The organism is Georgenia sp. TF02-10 (assembly GCF_022759505.1).
Classification (GTDB): Bacteria; Actinomycetota; Actinomycetes; order Actinomycetales; family Actinomycetaceae; genus TF02-10.
In genome coordinates, this window is record NZ_CP094289.1 from 1,290,244 (window position 1) to 1,307,962 (window position 17,719).

The 17,719-nt window shown below is 76.5% G+C and carries 15 protein-coding genes and 1 pseudogene; 9 read left to right on the top strand and 7 right to left on the bottom strand.

What is annotated here, in order from left to right:
• Positions 1 to 30 precede the first annotated feature (30 nt).
• Positions 31 to 1,596, bottom strand: a complete 1,566-nt coding sequence (locus MF406_RS05825) for a hypothetical protein (RefSeq protein WP_242897018.1) — start codon at positions 1,594 to 1,596, stop codon at positions 31 to 33.
• Between the two features lie 224 nt (positions 1,597 to 1,820).
• Between MF406_RS05825 and MF406_RS05830 the strand changes: the two genes are divergently transcribed.
• From MF406_RS05830 to MF406_RS05845, 4 genes are all read left to right on the top strand, one after another.
• Complete coding sequence (locus MF406_RS05830; protein ID WP_242897019.1) at positions 1,821 to 2,996, top strand: glycosyltransferase family 2 protein; 1,176 nt, start codon at positions 1,821 to 1,823, stop codon at positions 2,994 to 2,996.
• The gene (locus MF406_RS05835; RefSeq protein ID WP_242897020.1) at positions 2,993 to 4,108 is read left to right on the top strand and encodes a glycosyltransferase; all 1,116 of its coding nucleotides are present in this window, start codon (positions 2,993 to 2,995) and stop codon (positions 4,106 to 4,108) included. The genes MF406_RS05830 and MF406_RS05835 overlap by 4 nt, the downstream gene beginning before the upstream one ends.
• Positions 4,105 to 5,235, top strand: coding sequence for a lysylphosphatidylglycerol synthase domain-containing protein (locus tag MF406_RS05840; protein ID WP_242897021.1), 1,131 nt, complete (start codon positions 4,105 to 4,107; stop codon positions 5,233 to 5,235). Before MF406_RS05835 ends, MF406_RS05840 begins: the two co-directional genes overlap by 4 nt.
• Positions 5,236 to 5,327: 92 nt before the next feature.
• A complete protein-coding gene (locus tag MF406_RS05845; RefSeq protein WP_242897022.1) occupies positions 5,328 to 7,613 on the top strand; it encodes a DUF2142 domain-containing protein in 2,286 nt (761 codons plus the stop codon).
• Here MF406_RS05845 and MF406_RS05850 read toward each other — a convergent pair.
• Both MF406_RS05850 and MF406_RS05855 read right to left on the bottom strand, forming a co-directional pair.
• Positions 7,604 to 8,530 carry a glycosyltransferase family 2 protein gene (locus MF406_RS05850; protein ID WP_242897023.1) on the bottom strand — a complete coding sequence of 309 codons (927 nt, stop codon included), beginning with the start codon at positions 8,528 to 8,530 and terminating at the stop codon, positions 7,604 to 7,606. The two genes, MF406_RS05845 and MF406_RS05850, sit on opposite strands and share 10 nt — an antisense overlap.
• A complete protein-coding gene (locus tag MF406_RS05855; RefSeq protein WP_242897024.1) occupies positions 8,530 to 9,144 on the bottom strand; it encodes a dTDP-4-dehydrorhamnose 3,5-epimerase family protein in 615 nt (204 codons plus the stop codon). The genes MF406_RS05850 and MF406_RS05855 overlap by 1 nt, the downstream gene beginning before the upstream one ends.
• Before the next feature lie 313 nt (positions 9,145 to 9,457).
• Between MF406_RS05855 and rfbD the strand changes: the two genes are divergently transcribed.
• Genes rfbD through MF406_RS05870 form a run of 3 tightly spaced genes read left to right on the top strand, consistent with a single transcriptional unit; the run spans position 9,458 to position 11,456 of the window.
• A complete protein-coding gene (gene rfbD, locus MF406_RS05860) occupies positions 9,458 to 10,306 on the top strand; it encodes a dTDP-4-dehydrorhamnose reductase (protein WP_242897025.1) in 849 nt (282 codons plus the stop codon).
• Positions 10,303 to 11,067, top strand: a complete 765-nt coding sequence (locus tag MF406_RS05865; RefSeq protein ID WP_242897026.1) for a glycosyltransferase family 2 protein — start codon at positions 10,303 to 10,305, stop codon at positions 11,065 to 11,067. The genes rfbD and MF406_RS05865 overlap by 4 nt, the downstream gene beginning before the upstream one ends.
• Positions 11,064 to 11,456, top strand: a complete 393-nt coding sequence (locus MF406_RS05870) for a DUF2304 domain-containing protein (protein WP_242897027.1) — start codon at positions 11,064 to 11,066, stop codon at positions 11,454 to 11,456. The genes MF406_RS05865 and MF406_RS05870 overlap by 4 nt, the downstream gene beginning before the upstream one ends.
• A gap of 34 nt (positions 11,457 to 11,490) precedes the next feature.
• On the opposite strand, the gene MF406_RS05875 is transcribed toward MF406_RS05870, so the two are convergent.
• The 4 genes from MF406_RS05875 to MF406_RS05890 all read right to left on the bottom strand — a co-directional run bounded on the left by MF406_RS05875 (position 11,491) and on the right by MF406_RS05890 (position 15,802).
• Entirely contained in the window at positions 11,491 to 12,510 is a 1,020-nt protein-coding gene (locus MF406_RS05875; RefSeq protein WP_242897028.1) for a glycosyltransferase family 2 protein, read from the bottom strand.
• Positions 12,507 to 13,799 carry a lipopolysaccharide biosynthesis protein gene (locus MF406_RS05880; RefSeq protein ID WP_242897029.1) on the bottom strand — a complete coding sequence of 431 codons (1,293 nt, stop codon included), beginning with the start codon at positions 13,797 to 13,799 and terminating at the stop codon, positions 12,507 to 12,509. The genes MF406_RS05875 and MF406_RS05880 overlap by 4 nt, the downstream gene beginning before the upstream one ends.
• The gene (gene rfbA / locus MF406_RS05885; RefSeq protein WP_242897030.1) at positions 13,796 to 14,659 is read right to left on the bottom strand and encodes a glucose-1-phosphate thymidylyltransferase RfbA; all 864 of its coding nucleotides are present in this window, start codon (positions 14,657 to 14,659) and stop codon (positions 13,796 to 13,798) included. The genes MF406_RS05880 and rfbA overlap by 4 nt, the downstream gene beginning before the upstream one ends.
• Before the next feature lie 162 nt (positions 14,660 to 14,821).
• On the bottom strand, positions 14,822 to 15,802 hold the full coding sequence (locus tag MF406_RS05890; RefSeq protein WP_242897031.1) for a TIGR03089 family protein: 981 nt from the start codon (positions 15,800 to 15,802) through the stop codon (positions 14,822 to 14,824).
• A 513-nt stretch (positions 15,803 to 16,315) separates the two neighbouring features.
• Here MF406_RS05890 and MF406_RS05895 point away from each other — a divergent pair.
• Complete coding sequence (locus tag MF406_RS05895; protein WP_305852999.1) at positions 16,316 to 16,570, top strand: WhiB family transcriptional regulator; 255 nt, start codon at positions 16,316 to 16,318, stop codon at positions 16,568 to 16,570.
• A gap of 15 nt (positions 16,571 to 16,585) precedes the next feature.
• Positions 16,586 to 17,473, top strand: a pseudogene (locus MF406_RS05900) (glycosyltransferase); the annotation flags it as partial.
• Positions 17,474 to 17,719 lie beyond the last annotated feature (246 nt).

Below are 17,719 nucleotides of genomic sequence, written 5' to 3' on the forward strand. Positions count from 1 at the left end.
CGCGCCGGTGGGCGGCGGGGCCCGGCCGGGTCAGAGCACGCCGGCGAAGCTGAGCGTGACGAGCAGGTAGCCGACGACGGGGACGGCGACGGCGGCCACCCGCAGCTTCTGCTCCCGGGCGACCAGCGCCAGGCAGGCGATCGTGACCGGGACGAGGGTGAGGCCGTACCGGCTCGTCACGTGCGGGAAGAAGCCGTCCTTGAGGAGCTCACGCCCCTGCACCAGCAGCGGGACGGCGATCACGCCGATCAGCGCGGCCCAGCCGAAGACGCGCTCCGCCCGGCCCCGGTCGAAGGCGGTGAGGCCGACGAACGGCGCCGCGGTGAACAGCACGCCGAGGACCCCGACCCAGCCGACCAGGGCCAGGCTGCTCAGGGCCGGCTGCACCCAGTCGTCCCCGACCAGGCCGAAGACCTCGGTCAGGGTCGGGGCCCACTCGTCGAAGGGCAGCCCGTCCGGCTCCTCGGTGCTGAGCCCGGCGATCGGGCTGCGCCACCCCGGCACGGCCCGGCCGGCCTGGAACGCCGACCAGCCGGCCGCGACCGCCGCGACCCCGAGGACCGGTCCCACCGCCACCGCCAACCGCCGGCCCGCCTCGCCCCACTCGCGGCGGCGCAGCGCCCCGACCGCCGACAGGCCGACCAGGCCCACGGCGGTGAGGACGGAGACGGTGCTCATCAGCTTGGTCGACGCCGCGAGCACGGCCACCACCGTGGGCACCGCCCAGCCCAGACGCTGCTGCCGGAAGACCCGGGTGAGCAGCCAGGCGGCAGCCACCCCGATGAGCGCCGCCGGCGCGTCGTTCGTCACGATGGAGGAGGCGTGCAGGAGGGAGGGGACGGCGAGCATCGTCGCGGCGCTGGCCGCCGACAGCCAGCGCGGCAGCCGCCAGATCCGCAGCACGGCGTACATGGCCACCAGTGCCGCGACCAGCCACAGCCCGCCGGTCATCCGGGCGGTGCCGGTGAACGAGCGGTCGGGCAGCAGCGTCGTCACGGCCCCGGTCAGCGCCGCCGTGACCGCGTAGTAGCCGGGCGGGTGCCAGAAGTTGTAGTTCTCCCCGCCGCCGGGGTAGGCCGCCGGGTCCGTTCCGGCGGCCTCCGCGCACGGCGGCAGGTCGAAACCGGCCTGGCCGCGGCAGGACCACTCCTGGCGGACGAACGGGGAGAGGTCCGACCCGGCGTGCGGCAGCTCGCCCTGATGGATCTTCCAGACGTAGTCCAGGTGCGTCTGCTCGTCCAGGACCGACAGGCTCGGGCCGTTCTCGACCGCCAGGGACGTCACGGTCAGCCCGAGGACCGCCAGCAGCAGGCACCACAGCACCTCCCACCGGCGGCCGGCACGGGGGGCACCGGACCGGCCGGCCGTGCCCAGCACCGGCGCGTGGTCCGGGCCGACGCGGCGGCGACGGCGGCTGAGCCGGGGCCGCGCCGGGCCGGGGTGGGTGGCGCCCGCCGCCGTCGCACCGCTGGGAGCCGGGGCCACGTCTCCTGCTGCCCCGGACGCCGTCGTGCCCGCGGTGCCGGACGCCGTCGTGCCCGCGGTGCCGGACGCCGTCGCTCCCATCCCACCCGCTCCCGGCATCTCGCCCGGCATCTCTCTCCTCGTCTCGCGCCGTCCTCGTCCCGCCCGACGGGTTCCCGAGGCGGGTACCACGCGCAGGCCGCGCGGGACGTGACCGGGCACACCGCCCGCGAAAGCGCCCCTGGGCTACGCTACCCAGTGCTTACTCCCCGGCAGCGAGCCACCCCGGGCCGCGCCCCCGGGCGGTGCTTCACCACCCCCGACGGCTCGGCCAGCCCGACCGACCCGAGGAACCCATGAAGCTGTTCGTCCAGGTGCCCTGCCTCAACGAGGAGGAGACGCTCGGCACCGTGCTGGCGAGCATCCCCCGGCAGATCCCGGGGATCGACGAGATCGAGGTGCTCGTCATCGACGACGGCTCGACCGACCGCACCGTCGCCGTGGCCCGCGCGCACGGGGTCCGGCACGTCGTCCGGCACGCCCGCACCATGGGCCTGGCCCGGTCCTTCCGGGACGGTGCCGACTACGCCCTCGCCCACGGCGCGGACATCCTGGTCAACACCGACGGGGACAACCAGTACCCCCAGGAGCGGATCACCGACCTGGTCCAGCCGCTGGTGCGCGGCGAGGCGGACATCGTCATCGCGGACCGGCAGACCGCGAAGATCGCGCACTTCTCACCGTTCAAGAAGGCGATGCAGCGCGTCGGCTCCGCGGTGGTGAACCAGGCGGCCGGCACCGACCTGCCCGACGCGGCCAGCGGGTTCCGCGCCTACAGCAAGGCGGCCCTGCTCCGGCTGAACATCATCACCCAGTTCAGCTACTGCATGGAGACGATCATCCAGGCCGGCAACAAGCGCCTGCGGATCGCGTCGGTACCGATCACGACCAACGCCAAGACCCGCGAGTCCCGGCTGTTCAAGAACATCTGGCACCACATGTTCAAGTCGGCCACCGCGATCATCCGCTCGTTCCTGATGTTCAAGCCGCACGTCGTCCTCGGCGTGCTCGGCACGGTCATGGGCGTGGCCGCGCTGATCCCCTTCGTCCGCTTCTTCGTCTTCTGGCTCGCCGGGGACGCCAGCGGGCACGTCCAGTCGCTGATCTTCGGCACCGCGATGCTCGTCGGCGCCCTGCTGTCCTTCGCGCTGCTCGTCATCGCCGACCTGCTCCGCACCAACCGGATCCTGCAGGAGGAGACCCTCGAGCGGCTGAAGACGCTGCAGTACCAGGCCCCGGGCCTGAGCGAGGAGGCCACCGCCGACCAGGACGACGAGGCCTGGGCCGCGGGTGGGACCGGCCGGGCTGCCGGGACCGGCCGGGGCGTGGACGCGCCCGGTCTAGGCGTGGACGGAGCCGGCCCGGGCGCGGACGGGACCGACGGGACCAGCCGGAGCACCGCGGAGGGGATCCCCCTGCCCGCCGGGGACGGGATGCCGGAGGCCGGCGACCTGCGGGTCGGGCGGCCGTGAGGATCGCTGTCGTCGGCCCAACCCACCCCTACAAGGGCGGTATCGCGCAGCACACCACCCGGCTCGCCCACGAGCTGGCCCGGGCCGGGCACGACGTCTACCTCGAGTCCTGGTCCCGGCAGTACCCGGCGGCCATGTACCCCGGGCAGCTCACCGTCCCGGACGACCAGCCCGAGATCCCGGTCTTCCCCCGGGTGCTGCGCCGGCTCGCCTGGTACAGCCCGTGGTCCTGGTGGGCGGCGGGCCGGCGGCTGCGCCGGGCCGAGGTGGTCATCGTCGTCGTGGCCAGCACCGTGCAGGTCCTGCCGTACCTGGTCCTCCTGGCGGCCCTCGGCGGGCGGGCGCACGTCGTCGGGCTCATGCACAACGTCCTGCCGCACGAGGCCCGGCCGGGGGACCGGGCGCTCGTCCGGGCGTTCCTGGGCCGGGTGGACCAGGTCCTCGTCCACTCCCCGGAGCAGGCGGCGCTGGCCGCCTCGCTGACCACCACCCCCACGACGACGGCGGTGCTCCCGGCCAACCTCGGCCTGCCGCCCACCCCGCCCCGGCGGCGCACGAGCACGGAGGAGCCGCTCCGCGTGCTCGCCTTCGGTCTGGTCCGCCCGTACAAGGGCGTGGACCTGCTCGTCCGGGCCGCGGCCGCGGTCCCGCAGGTGCGGCTGACGGTGGCCGGGGAGTTCTGGACCCCTGAGCAGGAGCTGTGGGACCTGGCCCGCGCCGTCGGCGTCGAGGACCGGCTGACGGTGCGGAACGGGTACGTGCCCACCGCCGACCTGCCCGACCTGTTCGGCGCGGCCGACCTCGTCGCGCTGACCTACCGCGCCGCGACCGGCTCGGGCAACATCAAGCTGGCCTTCGAGGCCGGCCGGCCGGTGGTCGCCACCCCGGTGGGGACCCTGGCCGAGGAGGTCCGCGGCCGGTACGGCGTCGTCGCCGACTCGGCGGACCCCGCGGACATCGCCGCGGCGCTGCGCCGGGCGTGCGACCCCGGCGAGTACGACCGCCTGGCCGGCAACGTTCAGCGGTACCCCCGCGAGGACTACCTGCGGGAGTGGGCGGACTACGTCGGCACGATCGACGGGATGCTCGGCCGGCGGCGGGCCGCGCGGTGACCGAGGGACGCCGGGCGGCCGAGGACGGTCTCGGCGGCGGGGGACCGATCCCGGCTGGCCCGGCCCCGGCCGGCCCGACCAGGCCCGGCCGGACCAGGCCCGGCCGGACCAGGCCCGGCCCCGCCACGCCCGGACCGACGGCGCAGCGGCGGGCGCGGCTGAAGGTCGCCCTGCGGTGGCTGGTCATCGCGGTCGCGGTGACCTTCCTCGCCCGGGCGCTGTACCTGCAGTGGCCGTCCGTCCGGGGCGCGCTCGCCACCGTGCCGGTCTGGGCGGTCCTGGCCGCCGTCGCCGCCGCAGCGCTCGCGGTCACCGCCTCCGCCGAGCAGCAGCGCAGCATCCTGGCCGCGCTCGGCCACCGCCTGCCCGGGCTCGCGTGGCTGCGGGTGTTCTACCTCGCCCAGCTCGGCAAGTACCTGCCCGGGTCGGCCTGGGCGTACGTGGCCCAGATGGAGCTCTCCCGCAAGCGCGGGGTCGACCGGTCCGCCTCGGTGCTCACCATCCTGCTGGGCGCCGGGCTGACCGTGCTGCTGGCCTTCGTCAGCGCCGGGCTCGTCGTCGGCGCGCCCTGGCTGGGCTGGCTCCCCCGGTGGGCGCAGGTCGCCGTCGTCGTCCTCGCCGCCGCCGCGGTCGCCGTCGTCGCGGCGTTCCCCGGCCCGCTCGGCCGGGTGCTCGGCAAGGTCCGGTGGGGCTCCCGCCGCCTGGTCGGCGGAGAGCGGCCGCTGACCTCCCTCGTCCCGGCGATCGGCTGGTCCGCCGCGGCGTGGGTCTGCTACGGCCTCCACCTGTGGGTGCTGGTGGTCCCGCTGGGGCTCGGCGGCGCCGACGGGCTGCGGCTCGCCGTGGGCGGCTTCGCGCTCGCCTGGGTGTGCGGCTTCCTCGCCGTCGTCGTCCCCGCCGGGGTAGGGGTGCGCGAGGCGGTCCTGGTCGGCGTCCTCGGCGCCAGCATCGGCAGCGGCGAGGCCCTGGCGGTGGCGGTGCTCTCGCGGTTCCTCATCATCGTCGCCGAGGCCGGGCTGCTCGCGCTCACCCCGGTGCTGGCCGCCGCGGGCCGGGCCGGGGACCGGGCGACGGCGGCCCGGGCGGTGCACCCGGCGCGCAACGACCTGGACGACACCCGGCCGTAACGGGCCGGCGCGGTGCGCGAACCCGTACCCTGATCCCGCCCGGCGGCGACCCGGCCCGGGCGCCACCACCAGCCGGCCGCGGGAGGAGCGGGGTGAGCACGACCTACGGCGCCGCGCCGCCGGTGACCGGCGGCCGGCCCGGCCCGGCCCGGCCGGCCGGACGCGACCGCGGCGGGCGCCGACGGGCAGCAGCGGTCATCGGCACCCTCCTCGTGCTGGTGGGGCTCGGCGCCTGGTTCCTGCTCCGCCCGGCCGACGCCGTCCCCGCGCCGGACGCGGGGGCGATGCGGCCCGTCGAGCCCCTGCCGCCGATCACGGCGGGCTCGCCCGTCGAGCAGCGGTTCGTCGCCGCGGCCGACGAGATGTCGGCGCTGTACGCCTCGATCGGTACGTTCGCGGGCAGCGTCTCCTGCTCGCTGGACGTCAGCCTCGTCGCCGGTGCGGACCTCACCGGGGCGGCGGCGCCGCTCGCCCACCGGCAGCTCGAGTGCGCCGACATCCCGGACTCCGAGCTGTTCCCCGTGCTCACCTTCGACCCGGTCCCGGACTCCGCGGGGCGGCCGTTCGTCCTGCAGATCGTCCGGACGGACAGCCCGGGCGGTCCCGACGGCCCGGTGCTCTGGGCAGCCTCGCAGGAGCCGGCGGGGTGGAACGCCTGGCAGGGCGGGGCGGACCTGCCGGCGAGCGGGTTCGTCCGGCCCGAGTACGAGGTCGGCACCCGCACCATCGACCAGGTCCCGCTGCTCCTGGACCGGGTTCCCGAGTACGGCGCGGCCTGGTCCCAGCCGGCCGCGCTGCTCGCCGTCGTCGGGCTGCTCGGCGCCGCGGTGGCGGCGGTCCCGGGGCTGCGGTCCCCCCGCGCGCTCATGATCCTGGTCTGCGTGGCCGCGCTGCTGCGGGGGTTGCTGTGGTCGGCGCTGATCCCGCCGTTCCTCGCGATGGACGAGCCGGCGCACTTCGCCAACGCCCAGCACCTGGCCGAGACCGGCGAGCTGCCCGGCGAGCCGGACAACCCCAACGCCTACAGCTCGGAGGTGAAGTACCTCCAGGACCGGGTCGGCGCCGGCCTGGACAAGGGCGCCCGGCCGGACTACACCGAGAGCTCCCGGGAGGAGACCGACGCCGTGGCGGCGCAGCTCCCGGCCGACGACGGCGGCGGCGGGCCCGCCGCCGGCTACCCGCCGGTGTACTACGCCGGGGCGGCGCTCTTCTACCGGCTGGCCCCCGAGGGTCTGGTGGACGAGGTGCTGTGGTCCCGGCTGTTCTCGGTCCTCCTCGGCGTCGGGGCCGCCGCGGCGACGATGGTCCTCGGCCGCCGGCTGTTCCCGCAGCGCTCCTGGGCGCAGGCGACGTTCGCGCTCGCCGTCGTGCTCCAGCCGATGCTGGCGCACCAGCTCTCCGTCACCAACAACGACGCCTGGGTGATCCTCTGCGGCGCCCTCGCCCTCCTCCTCGCCCTCGACCTCACCCGGCGGGCCCGGGCGCCGTGGCGCTCGCTCGCGGCCGGCGCGCTCGTCGGCGCCGCGCTCCTGGGCAAGCCGTTCGGGATCGCCGTCGTCGTCCCCCTCGCGGTCGGCTGGATCATCGGCAAGGCCCGCGGCCGGGCGCCGTGGCGGTGGTGGGCCGCCGACGCCGGCCTCGTCGCCGTGGGCGTGGCCGCCACCTACGGCACCTGGCTCGCCACCGCCGCGGCGCTGGACCTGCGGCCCCAGGTCATCCCGCGCACCGCCACCGGCCCCCCGGACCTGGGCGACTTCGCCGACGCGATGCGCGGGGAGGAGTTCGAGAAGGCCATCGACGTGTGGGGGGAGCAGCTGTGGGGCAGCTTCGGCTGGCTCGTCGTCTCGGTCCCGCGCCCGGTGGCCACGAGCATCTTCGTCGCGCTCGCCGTCGTCGGCGCCGCGGTCCTGCTCTGGCTGCTCGTCCTGGCGGTCCGCGGGACCTGGGGCAGGCTCGGCGCCCGGCGCCTGGCCCTGCCGGCCGGGGGAGCCCGGCACGCCGGCGCGGGCAGGACGACGGCCCGGGCGGGGGACCGGGCCCGGGGCCCGATCCGGTCCGGGTCAGCGGCCGGCGCGGCCCCGGCCCCGGTGGGCACCGACGCGGCCATCGCGGTGTGCGCCGCGATGGTCGCCGGGGCGGCGCTCGCGCTCTACGGCTCGGCCTGGGTCTACTACGTGAGCACCGGCCGGTTCGACCTCATCCAGGGCCGGTACGCCCTGCTGGCGGTCCCGGCCGTCCTGGCGCTGCCCGGCCTGCTCGCCACGCGCGCCGCGGGCCGGCCCGGGGCGGCCGCGGTCGTCAACACCGTCCTGGCCGCGGGCACGCTCGTGCTGTCCGTCTGGGCCGTCTTCGCGGTGCTGGAGGCGTTCTACGGGTAGCGGCCGCCGGCCCGGACGCCGGTCCGGCCGCGGACGCCGTCGACGGCGCCGCGGAGCACCTCCCGCAGCCGCCGCCGGCGCGGCGGGACCACCAGGGCGTAGAAGACGGCGTACTTGGTGATCCAGAACAGGTATCCCGCCCGCCACGCCGGGCTGAGCAGCCCGGAGCGGACGAGCAGGAGGGTGTTGCGGGCCATGTAGTAGTTGCGCACCGGGGAGTGCAGGTGCACGTCCCGCTCGCGGCCCGGGATGCGCATGGTGCGGTCGCCCAGGTGGTGGCCGAGCACCGCGCCGCCGACGCCGTAGAGGCGGTAGCCGGCCCGCCGGGCCCGCAGGCCCCACTCCAGGTCGATGTGGTCGATGAACCAGGCCTCGTTCATCCCGCCCACCTCCTCGAGCACGTCGAGGGGGATGAGGCAGCCGGACGCCAGCAGGAAGGTGACCTCCACCAGCTCCCCGTCCGCCGGGCGGGGGGCCCGGCGCGGGCCCCACCGCCGGTCGGCGAAGAGCAGGGTGGCGCTCGGCTGCCGCTCGTCCAGCGTGACCGGCCCGACGGCGCCGACCCGCCCGCCGGCCGCCGCCGCCCGCAGGCCGGCCACCAGCCGGTCGACCATGTCCGGGGCCGGCAGGGAGTCCTGGTCGGAGAGCAGCACGGCGTCCGCACCGAGCTGGCGCGCCCGGGCGATCCCCTGGTTCTGCGCGTGCGCGATGCCGGTGTTCGCCGACAGCCGGACGAGCTCGGCGCCGACCTCGGCGCATGCGGCGGCGAGGCCCCGGACCTGCTCGGCCGCGCTGCCGTTGTCGACCACGACGGTGGCCCGGACCTGGGGGGCGAGCGCCCGGAGCAGGGCGGCGGTCGCCTCGACCGCCGGGTGGTAGGTGACGACGACGGCGACGACCTGGTCGGCCGGGGGCATCAGCGCAGGGTCGCCAGGAAGTCCTGCACCTCGGCGTACCGGGGCAGCAGGCCCTGCTCCTGCGCCTGGCGCAGGCCGGGGGCGGCGGTGTCCTTCTCCGACAGCAGCAGCTCCAGCGGCCGGCCGTCGCGGCCCGTCGTCGGCCACTCGATGCCCACCGTCTCGCACGTCGGGTTGACGCCGTGCTCCCGTCCGGGGGCGTACGGCGCCGAGCACAGGTAGACCACCGTGGAGCCGTCCTCGAGGGAGCAGAAGGCGTGCCCCAGGCCCTCGGAGATGTAGATGGCGCGGCGGTCGACGTCGTCGAGCAGCACGGAGTCCCACCGCCCGAAGGTGGGGGAGCCGACGCGGATGTCGACGACGACGTCGAGCACCGCGCCGCGCGGGCACATGACGTACTTGGCCTGGGAGGGCGGGACGTCGGCGTAGTGGATGCCGCGGACCACCCCGGCGGCGGAGACCGAGGAGTTCGCCTGCTTCAGGTCCAGCGGGTGCCCGACCGCCTCGACGAAGGGGCCCTCCTTGAACGCCTCGAGGAAGACCCCGCGCGGGTCGCCGAACAGCCGCGGGGTGATCTCCCACGAACCCGGCACGCTCAGCTCACGAAACTGCACAACGCTCTCCCTGGATCGCCTCGGCCGGACCGGCCGCAGTCTCTCACCCTAACGACGCCTCCGGCCCCGCTCGGGCGGCCGCACGTCCGGACGCCCCCCGTCGCCCACCCGTGTGCCTGCCCCGCCACCCCCCGGTCCGCCTGCCCCGCCATCCCCCGGTCCGGCTGCCCCCGCCACCCCCGGTCCGGCTGCCCCTCGCCCCCGGGTCCGGCCGTCCGGTCCGGCGTCCGGAACGGCCGCCGCCCCCGCAGCGCGCCCCGCCGATGCGCCCGGCGCGGCCCAGTACCCTGCGAGGACAGCGAGAGGAGCACGCATGCGGTGGTTGGTGACAGGTGCGAGCGGCATGCTCGGCACCGACCTGGTCGACCGGCTCGGGGCCGAGCACGAGGTCCGGGCGACCGCCCGGGAGGACCTGGACGTGACGGACCCGGCAGCGGTGCCGGCGGCCGTCCGGGACGTCGACGTCGTCGTCAACTGCGCTGCGTGGACGGCGGTGGACGACGCCGAGGCCCAGGAGCCCGACGCGTTCACCCTCAACGCCGTGGCGCCCCAGCTGCTCGCCCGGGCCGCGGCCGCCGCGGGCGCGCGGATGGTGCAGGTCTCCACCGACTACGTCTTCGACGGCCACGCCGCCGCGCCCTACCCGGAGGACGCCTCGCTCGCGCCGGCCTCCGCCTACGGCCGGACGAAGGCGGCCGGGGAGTGGTCGGTGCGCGCCGAGGCGCCCGACCACCTCATCGTGCGCACCGCGTGGCTCTACGGCGCCCACGGCCCCTGCTTCCCCAGGACCATGGCCCGGCTGGCCGGCGAGCGGGAGGAGCTGACCGTCGTCGCCGACCAGGTCGGCCAGCCCACCTGGACGGTCGACGTCGCCGACCTGCTCGTCCGGCTCGTCGAGGCCGCCGCGCCCGCCGGCACCTACCACGCCACCTCGGCCGGCCAGGTGTCCTGGCACGGGTTCGCCCAGGCGGTGGTGGCGAGCGCCGGCAAGGACCCGGCCATGGTGCGGGAGACGACCTCGGCGGCGTTCGTCCGCCCGGCGCCCCGCCCGTCCTACTCGGTGCTCGGCCACGGCGCCCTCGCCCGGGCCGGCGTCGCGCCGATCGGCGACTGGCGCGCGCGCTGGGACGCCGCCGCCCCGACGGTGCTGGCGCCGGCGTGAGCGTGGCGGCCCCGGCGCCGCTCACCCTCGCCGACGTCCTCGTCGTGGTGCCGGCCTGGAACGAGGAGGAGGCGCTGCCCCGGGTGCTCGGCGAGCTCGCCGAGGTCCTGCCCTCGGCCGGCGTCGTGGTGGTCTCCGACGGCTCCCGCGACCGGACGGCCGACGTCGCCCGCGCCCGGGGCGTCGAGGTGCTCGAGCTGCCCTTCAACCTCGGCGTGGGCGGGGCCATGCGGGCGGGGTTCGTCTACGCCCGGCGGCGCGGCTACCGCGCCGTCGTCCAGCTCGACGCCGACGGCCAGCACGACCCCCGCGAGATCGGCGCCCTGCTGGCCTGCCAGGCGGACACCGGGGCCGACCTGGTCATCGGGGCGCGGTTCGCCGGCAAGGGCACCTATACGGTCCGCGGCCCGCGGCGCTGGGCGATGGCCTTCCTGCGGGCCGTGCTGTCCCGGGTGGCCGGGACCCGGCTGACGGACGCCACCTCGGGCTTCAAGCTCGTCGGCCCCCGCGCGCTGGCGGTCTTCGCCCGCGACTACCCGGCGGAGTACCTCGGGGACACGGTCGAGGCCATCGTGCTCGCCGCCCGGCACGGGCTCCGGGTCCGGCAGACCGGGGTGGCGATGCGGCTGCGGGCCGGCGGGACGCCGTCGCAGAACCCGGTCCGGGCGGCGCTGTTCCTCGGGCGGGCCGTCGTCGCCGTCTTCGTCGCGCTCAGCCGTCCGCGCCGGGACGCCGACGGCGGCCGGCGGGAGGTGCAGTGAGCGGCTACGTCTTCGCGCTGATCTTCGCGGTCGGCACGGTGCTGATCATGTTCGGGCTGCTGCGCAGCCGGCAGATGCGCGAGAAGTACGCGACGACCTGGGTGCTCGTCTGCGCCGTCGTCCTCGTCCTGGCCGTCTTCCCGGGCCTGCTCGAGGGGGCCGCCGACCTGCTGGGCATCGCCACCCCGGTCAACCTGGTCTTCTTCGTCGGTGCGCTCGCGCTGCTCCTCATCTCCGTGCAGTACTCCGTCGAGCTCTCCCGGCTGGAGGAGCGGACCCGGACGCTGGCCGAGGAGGCGGCGATCCTCCGGGCCGAGGTCGAGCGCCTCCGGGCGCGGGTGGAGGAGGACGAGCGGCGGGCCGGCCCCGGCGGCGTCGCGCCGCGGTAGGCACCGGCCGCCGCCGGCCGGGAGGCAGCGCTGGCTAGACGAAGCGGCGGACCACCGCCCAGTACCCCTGCAGCACCGTCTGCAGCGGCAGCGCCGCCGCGGGCAGCGGCATCTGGGCCGCGTCGAACGAGGTGGTCAGCAGCGGCACGAGGGACCGCATCGGGACCTGGCGGGCGGCCTGCACCGCGCGCCGGCGCCGGCGGACCCAGCCGAGGTGCCCGGCCACCCACGCCCAGCCACGAAGCTTCTGCCGGGCCCACCCCTGCCGCCAGGACACCGCGAGGATGGCCAGCTCGAACGCCACGAGCGGCAGGGCGAGCGCGAGCAGCATCCGCCGGGAGTAGGTGGTCAGCACGAGCAGCAGACGGTTCCGCTCGAGGAGGTACATCTTCAGCGGCGAGCGGCCGAACTCGTAGTGGTGCCGCGCCCGCGCCGCGGCGAGCACCTCCACCCGGAGCCCCTGCTGCCAGCACCGCCAGCCCAGGTCCAGGTCCTCCAGGTAGGCGAAGAGCTCGGCCGGGAACCCGCCGAGCAGGTCCCAGACCTCCCGGCGCATGGCCAGGCAGGCGCCGCTCGCCGACGCCACCGACGCCCGCTCCGGGATCGCGCTGACGGGCTCGCCCATCCGCCCCGCCCAGCTCAGGCCCAGGACGTGCAGCGGGTTGCCCGCCGAGTTCACCGTGCCGGGGTCGTCGGCGAGCACGACGAGCGCGCCGACGATCCCCACCGCGGGGTCGGCCGCGCGGCGGACCAGCCGGGCCAGGCAGTCCGGGGCGACGACGGCGTCGGAGTTGACCAGGGCGACCACCGGGGCCCGGCTCTCGGCCACCCCGAGGTTGACCCCGCCGGTGAAGCCCAGGTTCCGGCCGGGGCGCAGCACCCGCACCCCCGGCCGGTCCGTCACGACGGCGACGGCGTCGCTGGTGCAGCCGTTGTCCACCAGGACGACCTCGAGGCTGGGCCCGGTCGAGGCCAGCACCGCGTCGACCGCGTCGACGAGCCATTCCTCCGCGCCGTAGGCGAGCATGACGACGCTCAGATCGGGACCGGTCATGGTGCCTCCTCGGTCGGGGTGAGGCCGCGCGCCCAGGCGCGGACGGTGCGGGCGAGCACCGCGAGGTGGACGGCCAGCGCCACGGCCGCGCCGGCGCACAGCGCGACGGCGACGGCGGTCGTCGTCGGCAGCGGCAGGGCGAGGGCGGCCGCGGTGGCGAGGATGCCGACGGACCAGCCGACGGCGACCGGCACGTCGGCGCGGTGGGCGAGCAGGCCCTGCGCGGCCAGCTGGGCGAGCATGAACAGCCCGCCGGAGACGGCGATGAGGTTGAGGTCCAGTGCCGCGACGGTGAAGCCCGGGCCGTAGATCAGGTGCATCAGCCACCGGCCCAGGACCGCGATGCCGACCACGCCGGCGGCGGCGAGACCGGCGGTGATCGCGGCGGCGCGGGCGGTCGCGCGGCGCAGCTCGGCCACCTTGCCGCCGGCCACGAGCGCGGCGAGGGTGGGCAGGAAGACGGCCTGGACGGCGGCGAAGACGAACAGCGGGATCCGCCCGATGGTCACCGCCGCGACGAACCGGCCGGTCTGCCCCTGCTCGGCGGCGGTGGAGACGAGGGCGATCGCCAGCGGGCCGGCGTTGGCCAGCAGCTGGCTGGTCAGCGAGGTCGCCACGAGCGCCGCCATGGACTGGCCGGCGCCGCCCGCGGGGTCCGACTGCCGCCACTGCCGGAGCAGAACGGGCGGGAACGTCACGACCGTGGCCACCAGCGGGCTGAGCACCAGCACGGCGGCGTAGGTCTCCACGCTGGCCCCGGGGAGCAGCGCGACGACCGCCGTGAGGGCGATGCGCAGGCCCCCGTCGACCGCGAGCTGGGCGCCGTACCGGCCGAAGTGCCCCGTCCCCGCGAGCAGGCCGCGGGCGAGGTACTCCAGCGCCTGGGCGGCGAGGGCGAGGACGAGCAGGACCAGCAGCCCGCGACGCCCACCGAGGAAGGTGGTGGCGATCGGGTCCGCGGCGAGCAGGGCGAGGACGGCGAGGAGGGCGACGGACCCCCCGGCGTAGCGCAGCACCGACCGCAGGGAGGGTCGGCCCGGGTGGTGGGCGGCGAACTGCGCGACCCGCCGGCTCGTCTCCTGCTCCAGCGGCATGAACAGGCCGATGCCGACGCCGTTGAGGATCGTCCAGGCCACCGCGAGCGGCGCCTGGACGGCCGGGCCGAGGTCTCGGCCGGACAGCGCCAGGAAGACGAACCCGGACAGGCCGAAGATGACCAGCCCGGCCCCCACCTGCAGGGTCCGGGCCGAGCTCGCCCGGCCGGAGGCGACCGGGGCGGGCTCGCTCACCGGCCGAGCAGGCCGAGCAGGTACTCCCCGTAGCCGGACTTGCGCAGCGGCTCGGCCCGCGCGCGCAGCTCCTCGTCGGTGAGGAAGCCCTTGCGCCAGGCGACCTCCTCCGGGCACCCGATCTTCAGGCCCTGCCGGGCCTCGACCGTGCGGACGAACGCGGTCGCGTCGGCCAGGGAGTCGAAGGTGCCGGTGTCCAGCCAGGCGGTGCCGCGGGGGAGGACCTCGACCTTGAGCCGGCCCTGGTCCAGGTAGGCCCGGTTGACGTCGGTGATCTCGTACTCCCCACGGGCGGAGGGCCGCAGGTTCTTGGCGATCTCGACGACGTCGTTGTCGTAGAAGTACAGGCCCGGGACGGCGTAGGAGCTCTTCGGCTCGGCCGGCTTCTCCTCCAGGGAGACGGCGGTGAAGCTCTCGTCGAACTCCACGACGCCGTAGGCGGTGGGGTCGGAGACGTGGTAGGCGAAGACGGCGCCGCCGTCGATGTCCTCGAACCGGCCCAGGGTGGTGCCCATGCCCGGCCCGTAGAAGATGTTGTCGCCCAGGACCAGGGCGGCGGCGTCGTCGCCGACGAAGTCCGCGCCGAGGACGAACGCCTGCGCCAGGCCGTTCGGGACCTCCTGGACGGTGTAGGAGATCGAGATGCCGAACTGGGAGCCGTCCCCGAGGAGCCGCTGGAAGGCCGCGGCGTCGTGCGGGGTGGTGATCACCAGCACGTCCCGGATCCCGGCGAGCATCAGGGTGGTCAGCGGGTAGTAGACCATCGGCTTGTCGTAGACCGGCACGAGCTGCTTGCTCACGCCCTGGGTGATCGGGTGCAGCCGGGTGCCGGACCCGCCGGCCAGGATGATTCCGCGCATCCCCGTAGTCTGGCCCATCCGCCGGCCCGTGCCGGCATCGGCGGGCCGGGCCGGTCCGAAACCGGGCGGCATGCCGTGCCGGCCCGTCGACGGCGGCCGGCCGGCACCCGCACCCGCAACACGCCGTGGCTGGCGGAGCCGCCGCCGGCCGCCGGCCGTGCGCTACCGCGGCTCGGCGTGCTCCTCGGCCGCGACCCGCTGCCGCGTCTCGCGCGGCGTCCCGGGCTCGACGAGCACCACCGACCCGCCGCCCGTCCACACCGCCAGCACCTGCTCGAGAAGCTCCTCGACCGTGCCGGGGCTGAGCAGCACCCGGGTGGGCCCCCCGCCGTCGTGCTGGCCGTCGTCGTCGGTCTCGGGGACCTCGTCATCCGCGAGCGCGTCGTCGGCGTCGACCTCATCGTCCGCCGGGGCGTCGCCGGCAAGGTCAGCGCCGACGTCGCCCTCGCCGTCGTCCCCGACGGCGTCCGCGACCGCGCCGTCCGGACCGACCCCGACCGCACCGAGCTCACCGACTTCGTCGTCCGCGATGCCCGTGCCGCCCACGAGGCCGCCGTCGGCCGCGGCCCGCTCCCCGGCCCAGCCGCCGAGCTCGCCGAACGTGACCTCGAGGTCCTCGGCCACCAGCGCGAGGTCGTCCGGGTCCGGCTCGCTGACGTAGCCGAGCTCGTCCCCGAAGGTCATCAGCTCGGCGGCGGCGTCGACGACGTCCACCGGTAGGGTGGCGCCGTCCCAGCGCATCGCCAGGGCCGGCAGCGCCACGGCGAGCACCAGGTCGGCGGCGTCGGTGCCGGGCGCCTCGCCGGGCCGGTGGGTGATGACGACCGCGGGCCGTTCGCCGTCCTCGTCGTCCTCCTCGAGGTCCCCGGGCAGGACCACCGTCGCCCCGGCCGTCCACGACCCGAGCGCCCACACCAGCACCCGCCAGTGCACGGGCAGGTCGAGCAGGACCGTGGTGCCCGGCTCCGCGTCGGCCTCCTCCACGAGCAGGTTCGCCGCCTTGGTGACCCAGTTCGCCAGCACCCGGCCGGAGAGCTCCACCCGCTCCCCGTCCGCGCCGTACCAGGTCAGTCGGGGACTGGTGCCGGCGGCGCCGGTGAAGGAGCCGAGCAGGTGCCCGGGCAGGGTGTCGTGAAGGCTCATCCCCCGAGCGTAGGACGCCCCGGGCCGGCGCGTCCTCCGCCTGCTGGGTGGTGGGCCGTGGTGCTGGTGGGCCCCTGGTGCTGGGGCTCCGGCGTGCGTCGAGACTGGCAAAGTGGTTGTTGGGAGCAACCGTTTAGTCGTTCTCGACGGCGACGGCGTAGGCGAGCGCCCCGGGGGCGGCCGGAGCGGGCTGGCGGTCCGGCCGGTGGCGGCGGTCCTGGCCGGCCAGGGTGCGCCGGTACCGTCGGCGCCGAGGCTTTAGCCGGCACCCGCACCGGTGACCGTCGCTCCCTCGGCGGCCCACGTCTGCGACACGCGGGGCGACACGCCGGGGCCGTCGACGCTGACCTGCACGGCCACCGCCTCTACCACCTCCGGGCTTGACTCCCGCGGATGACACGCGTGTAATTTGAGGAGTCAGGACGGGCGAGGGCGGGGAGAGCAACCGTGTGGAACATTCTCGGTGACGGTCCACTGACCCCGACACCGGCCCCGCTGGCCGACGAGGACGTCCTGCACCTGCTGGGCACCGACGCCGCGGACGACCTGGCGCTGGCCTGGCAGGACCGCGCGCTGTGCGCGCAGACCGACCCCGAGGCGTTCTTCCCGGAGAAGGGCGGCTCCACCCGGGAGGCCAAGCGGGTCTGCGCCTCCTGCGAGGTCCGCGCGGAGTGCCTGGAGTACGCGCTGGCCAACGACGAGCGCTTCGGCATCTGGGGCGGCATGTCCGAGCGCGAGCGCCGCAGGCTCAGGCGCAGCGCCGGCTGACCGGCCGCCTCGTTGATGGCGGTCGACGCCCCACCCGTCCGACCCGCCACGCTCGCCGTGGTGGTCAGCGCCGGGGTCTCCACCTACCTGCCCCGCACCCTCGCCGCCGTCGCGGCGCAGACGCACGCCCCCGACGTCGTCGTGGTCGTCGACGTCGGCGCGCCGGGGCGGGACCTGGGCACCGGCGTGCCGGTGCACGAGGCGGTGGCCGACGCCGGCCTGGAGCGGGTCAGCCGGGTCCGGGTGGTCCGGGCCCCGGCGGCCACGACCTTCGGCGAGGCGGTCCGCCAGGGCCTGGTCGCCTACGGCGAGCTCGTCGAGCGGGCCGCCCGCCGGGCCCGCAAGCGCGGCTGGGACGGGCACCTCTCCCACCTCGGCACCGCCTTCCGCGGCGGCGGCTGGGCGGGGGTGACCGGCGAGCTCAACCCGGTCACCACCGGGGAGATCCGCGCCGTCGGCGCCCACGGCGCGGAGCCGGAGACCCAGGCGCAGCCCGACTGGCTCTGGCTCCTGCACGACGACTCCGCCCCGGACCGCCACGCCCTGGACCGGCTGCTGCGCGCCGCCGAGTCGGGCCGGTCGGTCGCCGTCGTCGGCGCCAAGCAGCGGGACTGGGACCAGCCGGACCGCCTGCTCGAGGTCGGCATCCGGGCCACCCGCACCGGCCGCCGGGTGGCGGACATCGAGCCCGGCGAGATCGACCAGGGCCAGCACGACCACCGCGAGGACGTCCTCGCCGTCGGCCTGGCCGGCGCCCTCGTCCGCGCCGACGTGTGGACCGAGCTCGACGGCCCCGACCCGGCGCTGGGGCCGTTCGGGGACGGCCTGGACCTCTGCCGCCGCGCCCGCCTGGCCGGGCACCGCGTCGTCGTCGTGCCGACGGCGGTCGTGCACCACGCCCGGGCCGGCTACCTCGGGCTGCGGGGGACCGGCGGGCTCCCCGCCGCCCCGGACCGGCCCGACGCCCGCCGGTCCTTCGCGGCCCGGCGCCGCGCCCAGCTCCACAACGCCCTCGTCGCCGCCCCGGCCTGGGCGGTGCCGGTCCTGGTGCTCGGGCTGGTCGTCGCCGCGCCGCTGCGGGCGCTGGCCCGGGTCGCCGGCAAGGAGCTCGGGCTGGCCGGCGCCGAGGTGGCGGCGGCGCTCGCCGTC

Excerpts from the sequence above, each read along its gene's own strand:
- MF406_RS05825 (WP_242897018.1), bottom strand. The coding sequence starts at position 1,596 with ATGCCGGGCGAGATGCCGGGAGCGGGTGGGATGGGAGCGACGGCGTCC.
- MF406_RS05830 (WP_242897019.1), top strand. The coding sequence starts at position 1,821 with ATGAAGCTGTTCGTCCAGGTGCCCTGCCTCAACGAGGAGGAGACGCTC.
- MF406_RS05850 (WP_242897023.1), bottom strand. The coding sequence starts at position 8,530 with ATGCCCCCGGCCGACCAGGTCGTCGCCGTCGTCGTCACCTACCACCCG.
- rfbD (WP_242897025.1), top strand. The coding sequence starts at position 9,458 with ATGCGGTGGTTGGTGACAGGTGCGAGCGGCATGCTCGGCACCGACCTG.
- MF406_RS05875 (WP_242897028.1), bottom strand. The coding sequence starts at position 12,510 with ATGACCGGTCCCGATCTGAGCGTCGTCATGCTCGCCTACGGCGCGGAG.
- rfbA (WP_242897030.1), bottom strand. The coding sequence starts at position 14,659 with ATGCGCGGAATCATCCTGGCCGGCGGGTCCGGCACCCGGCTGCACCCG.
- MF406_RS05890 (WP_242897031.1), bottom strand. The coding sequence starts at position 15,802 with ATGAGCCTTCACGACACCCTGCCCGGGCACCTGCTCGGCTCCTTCACC.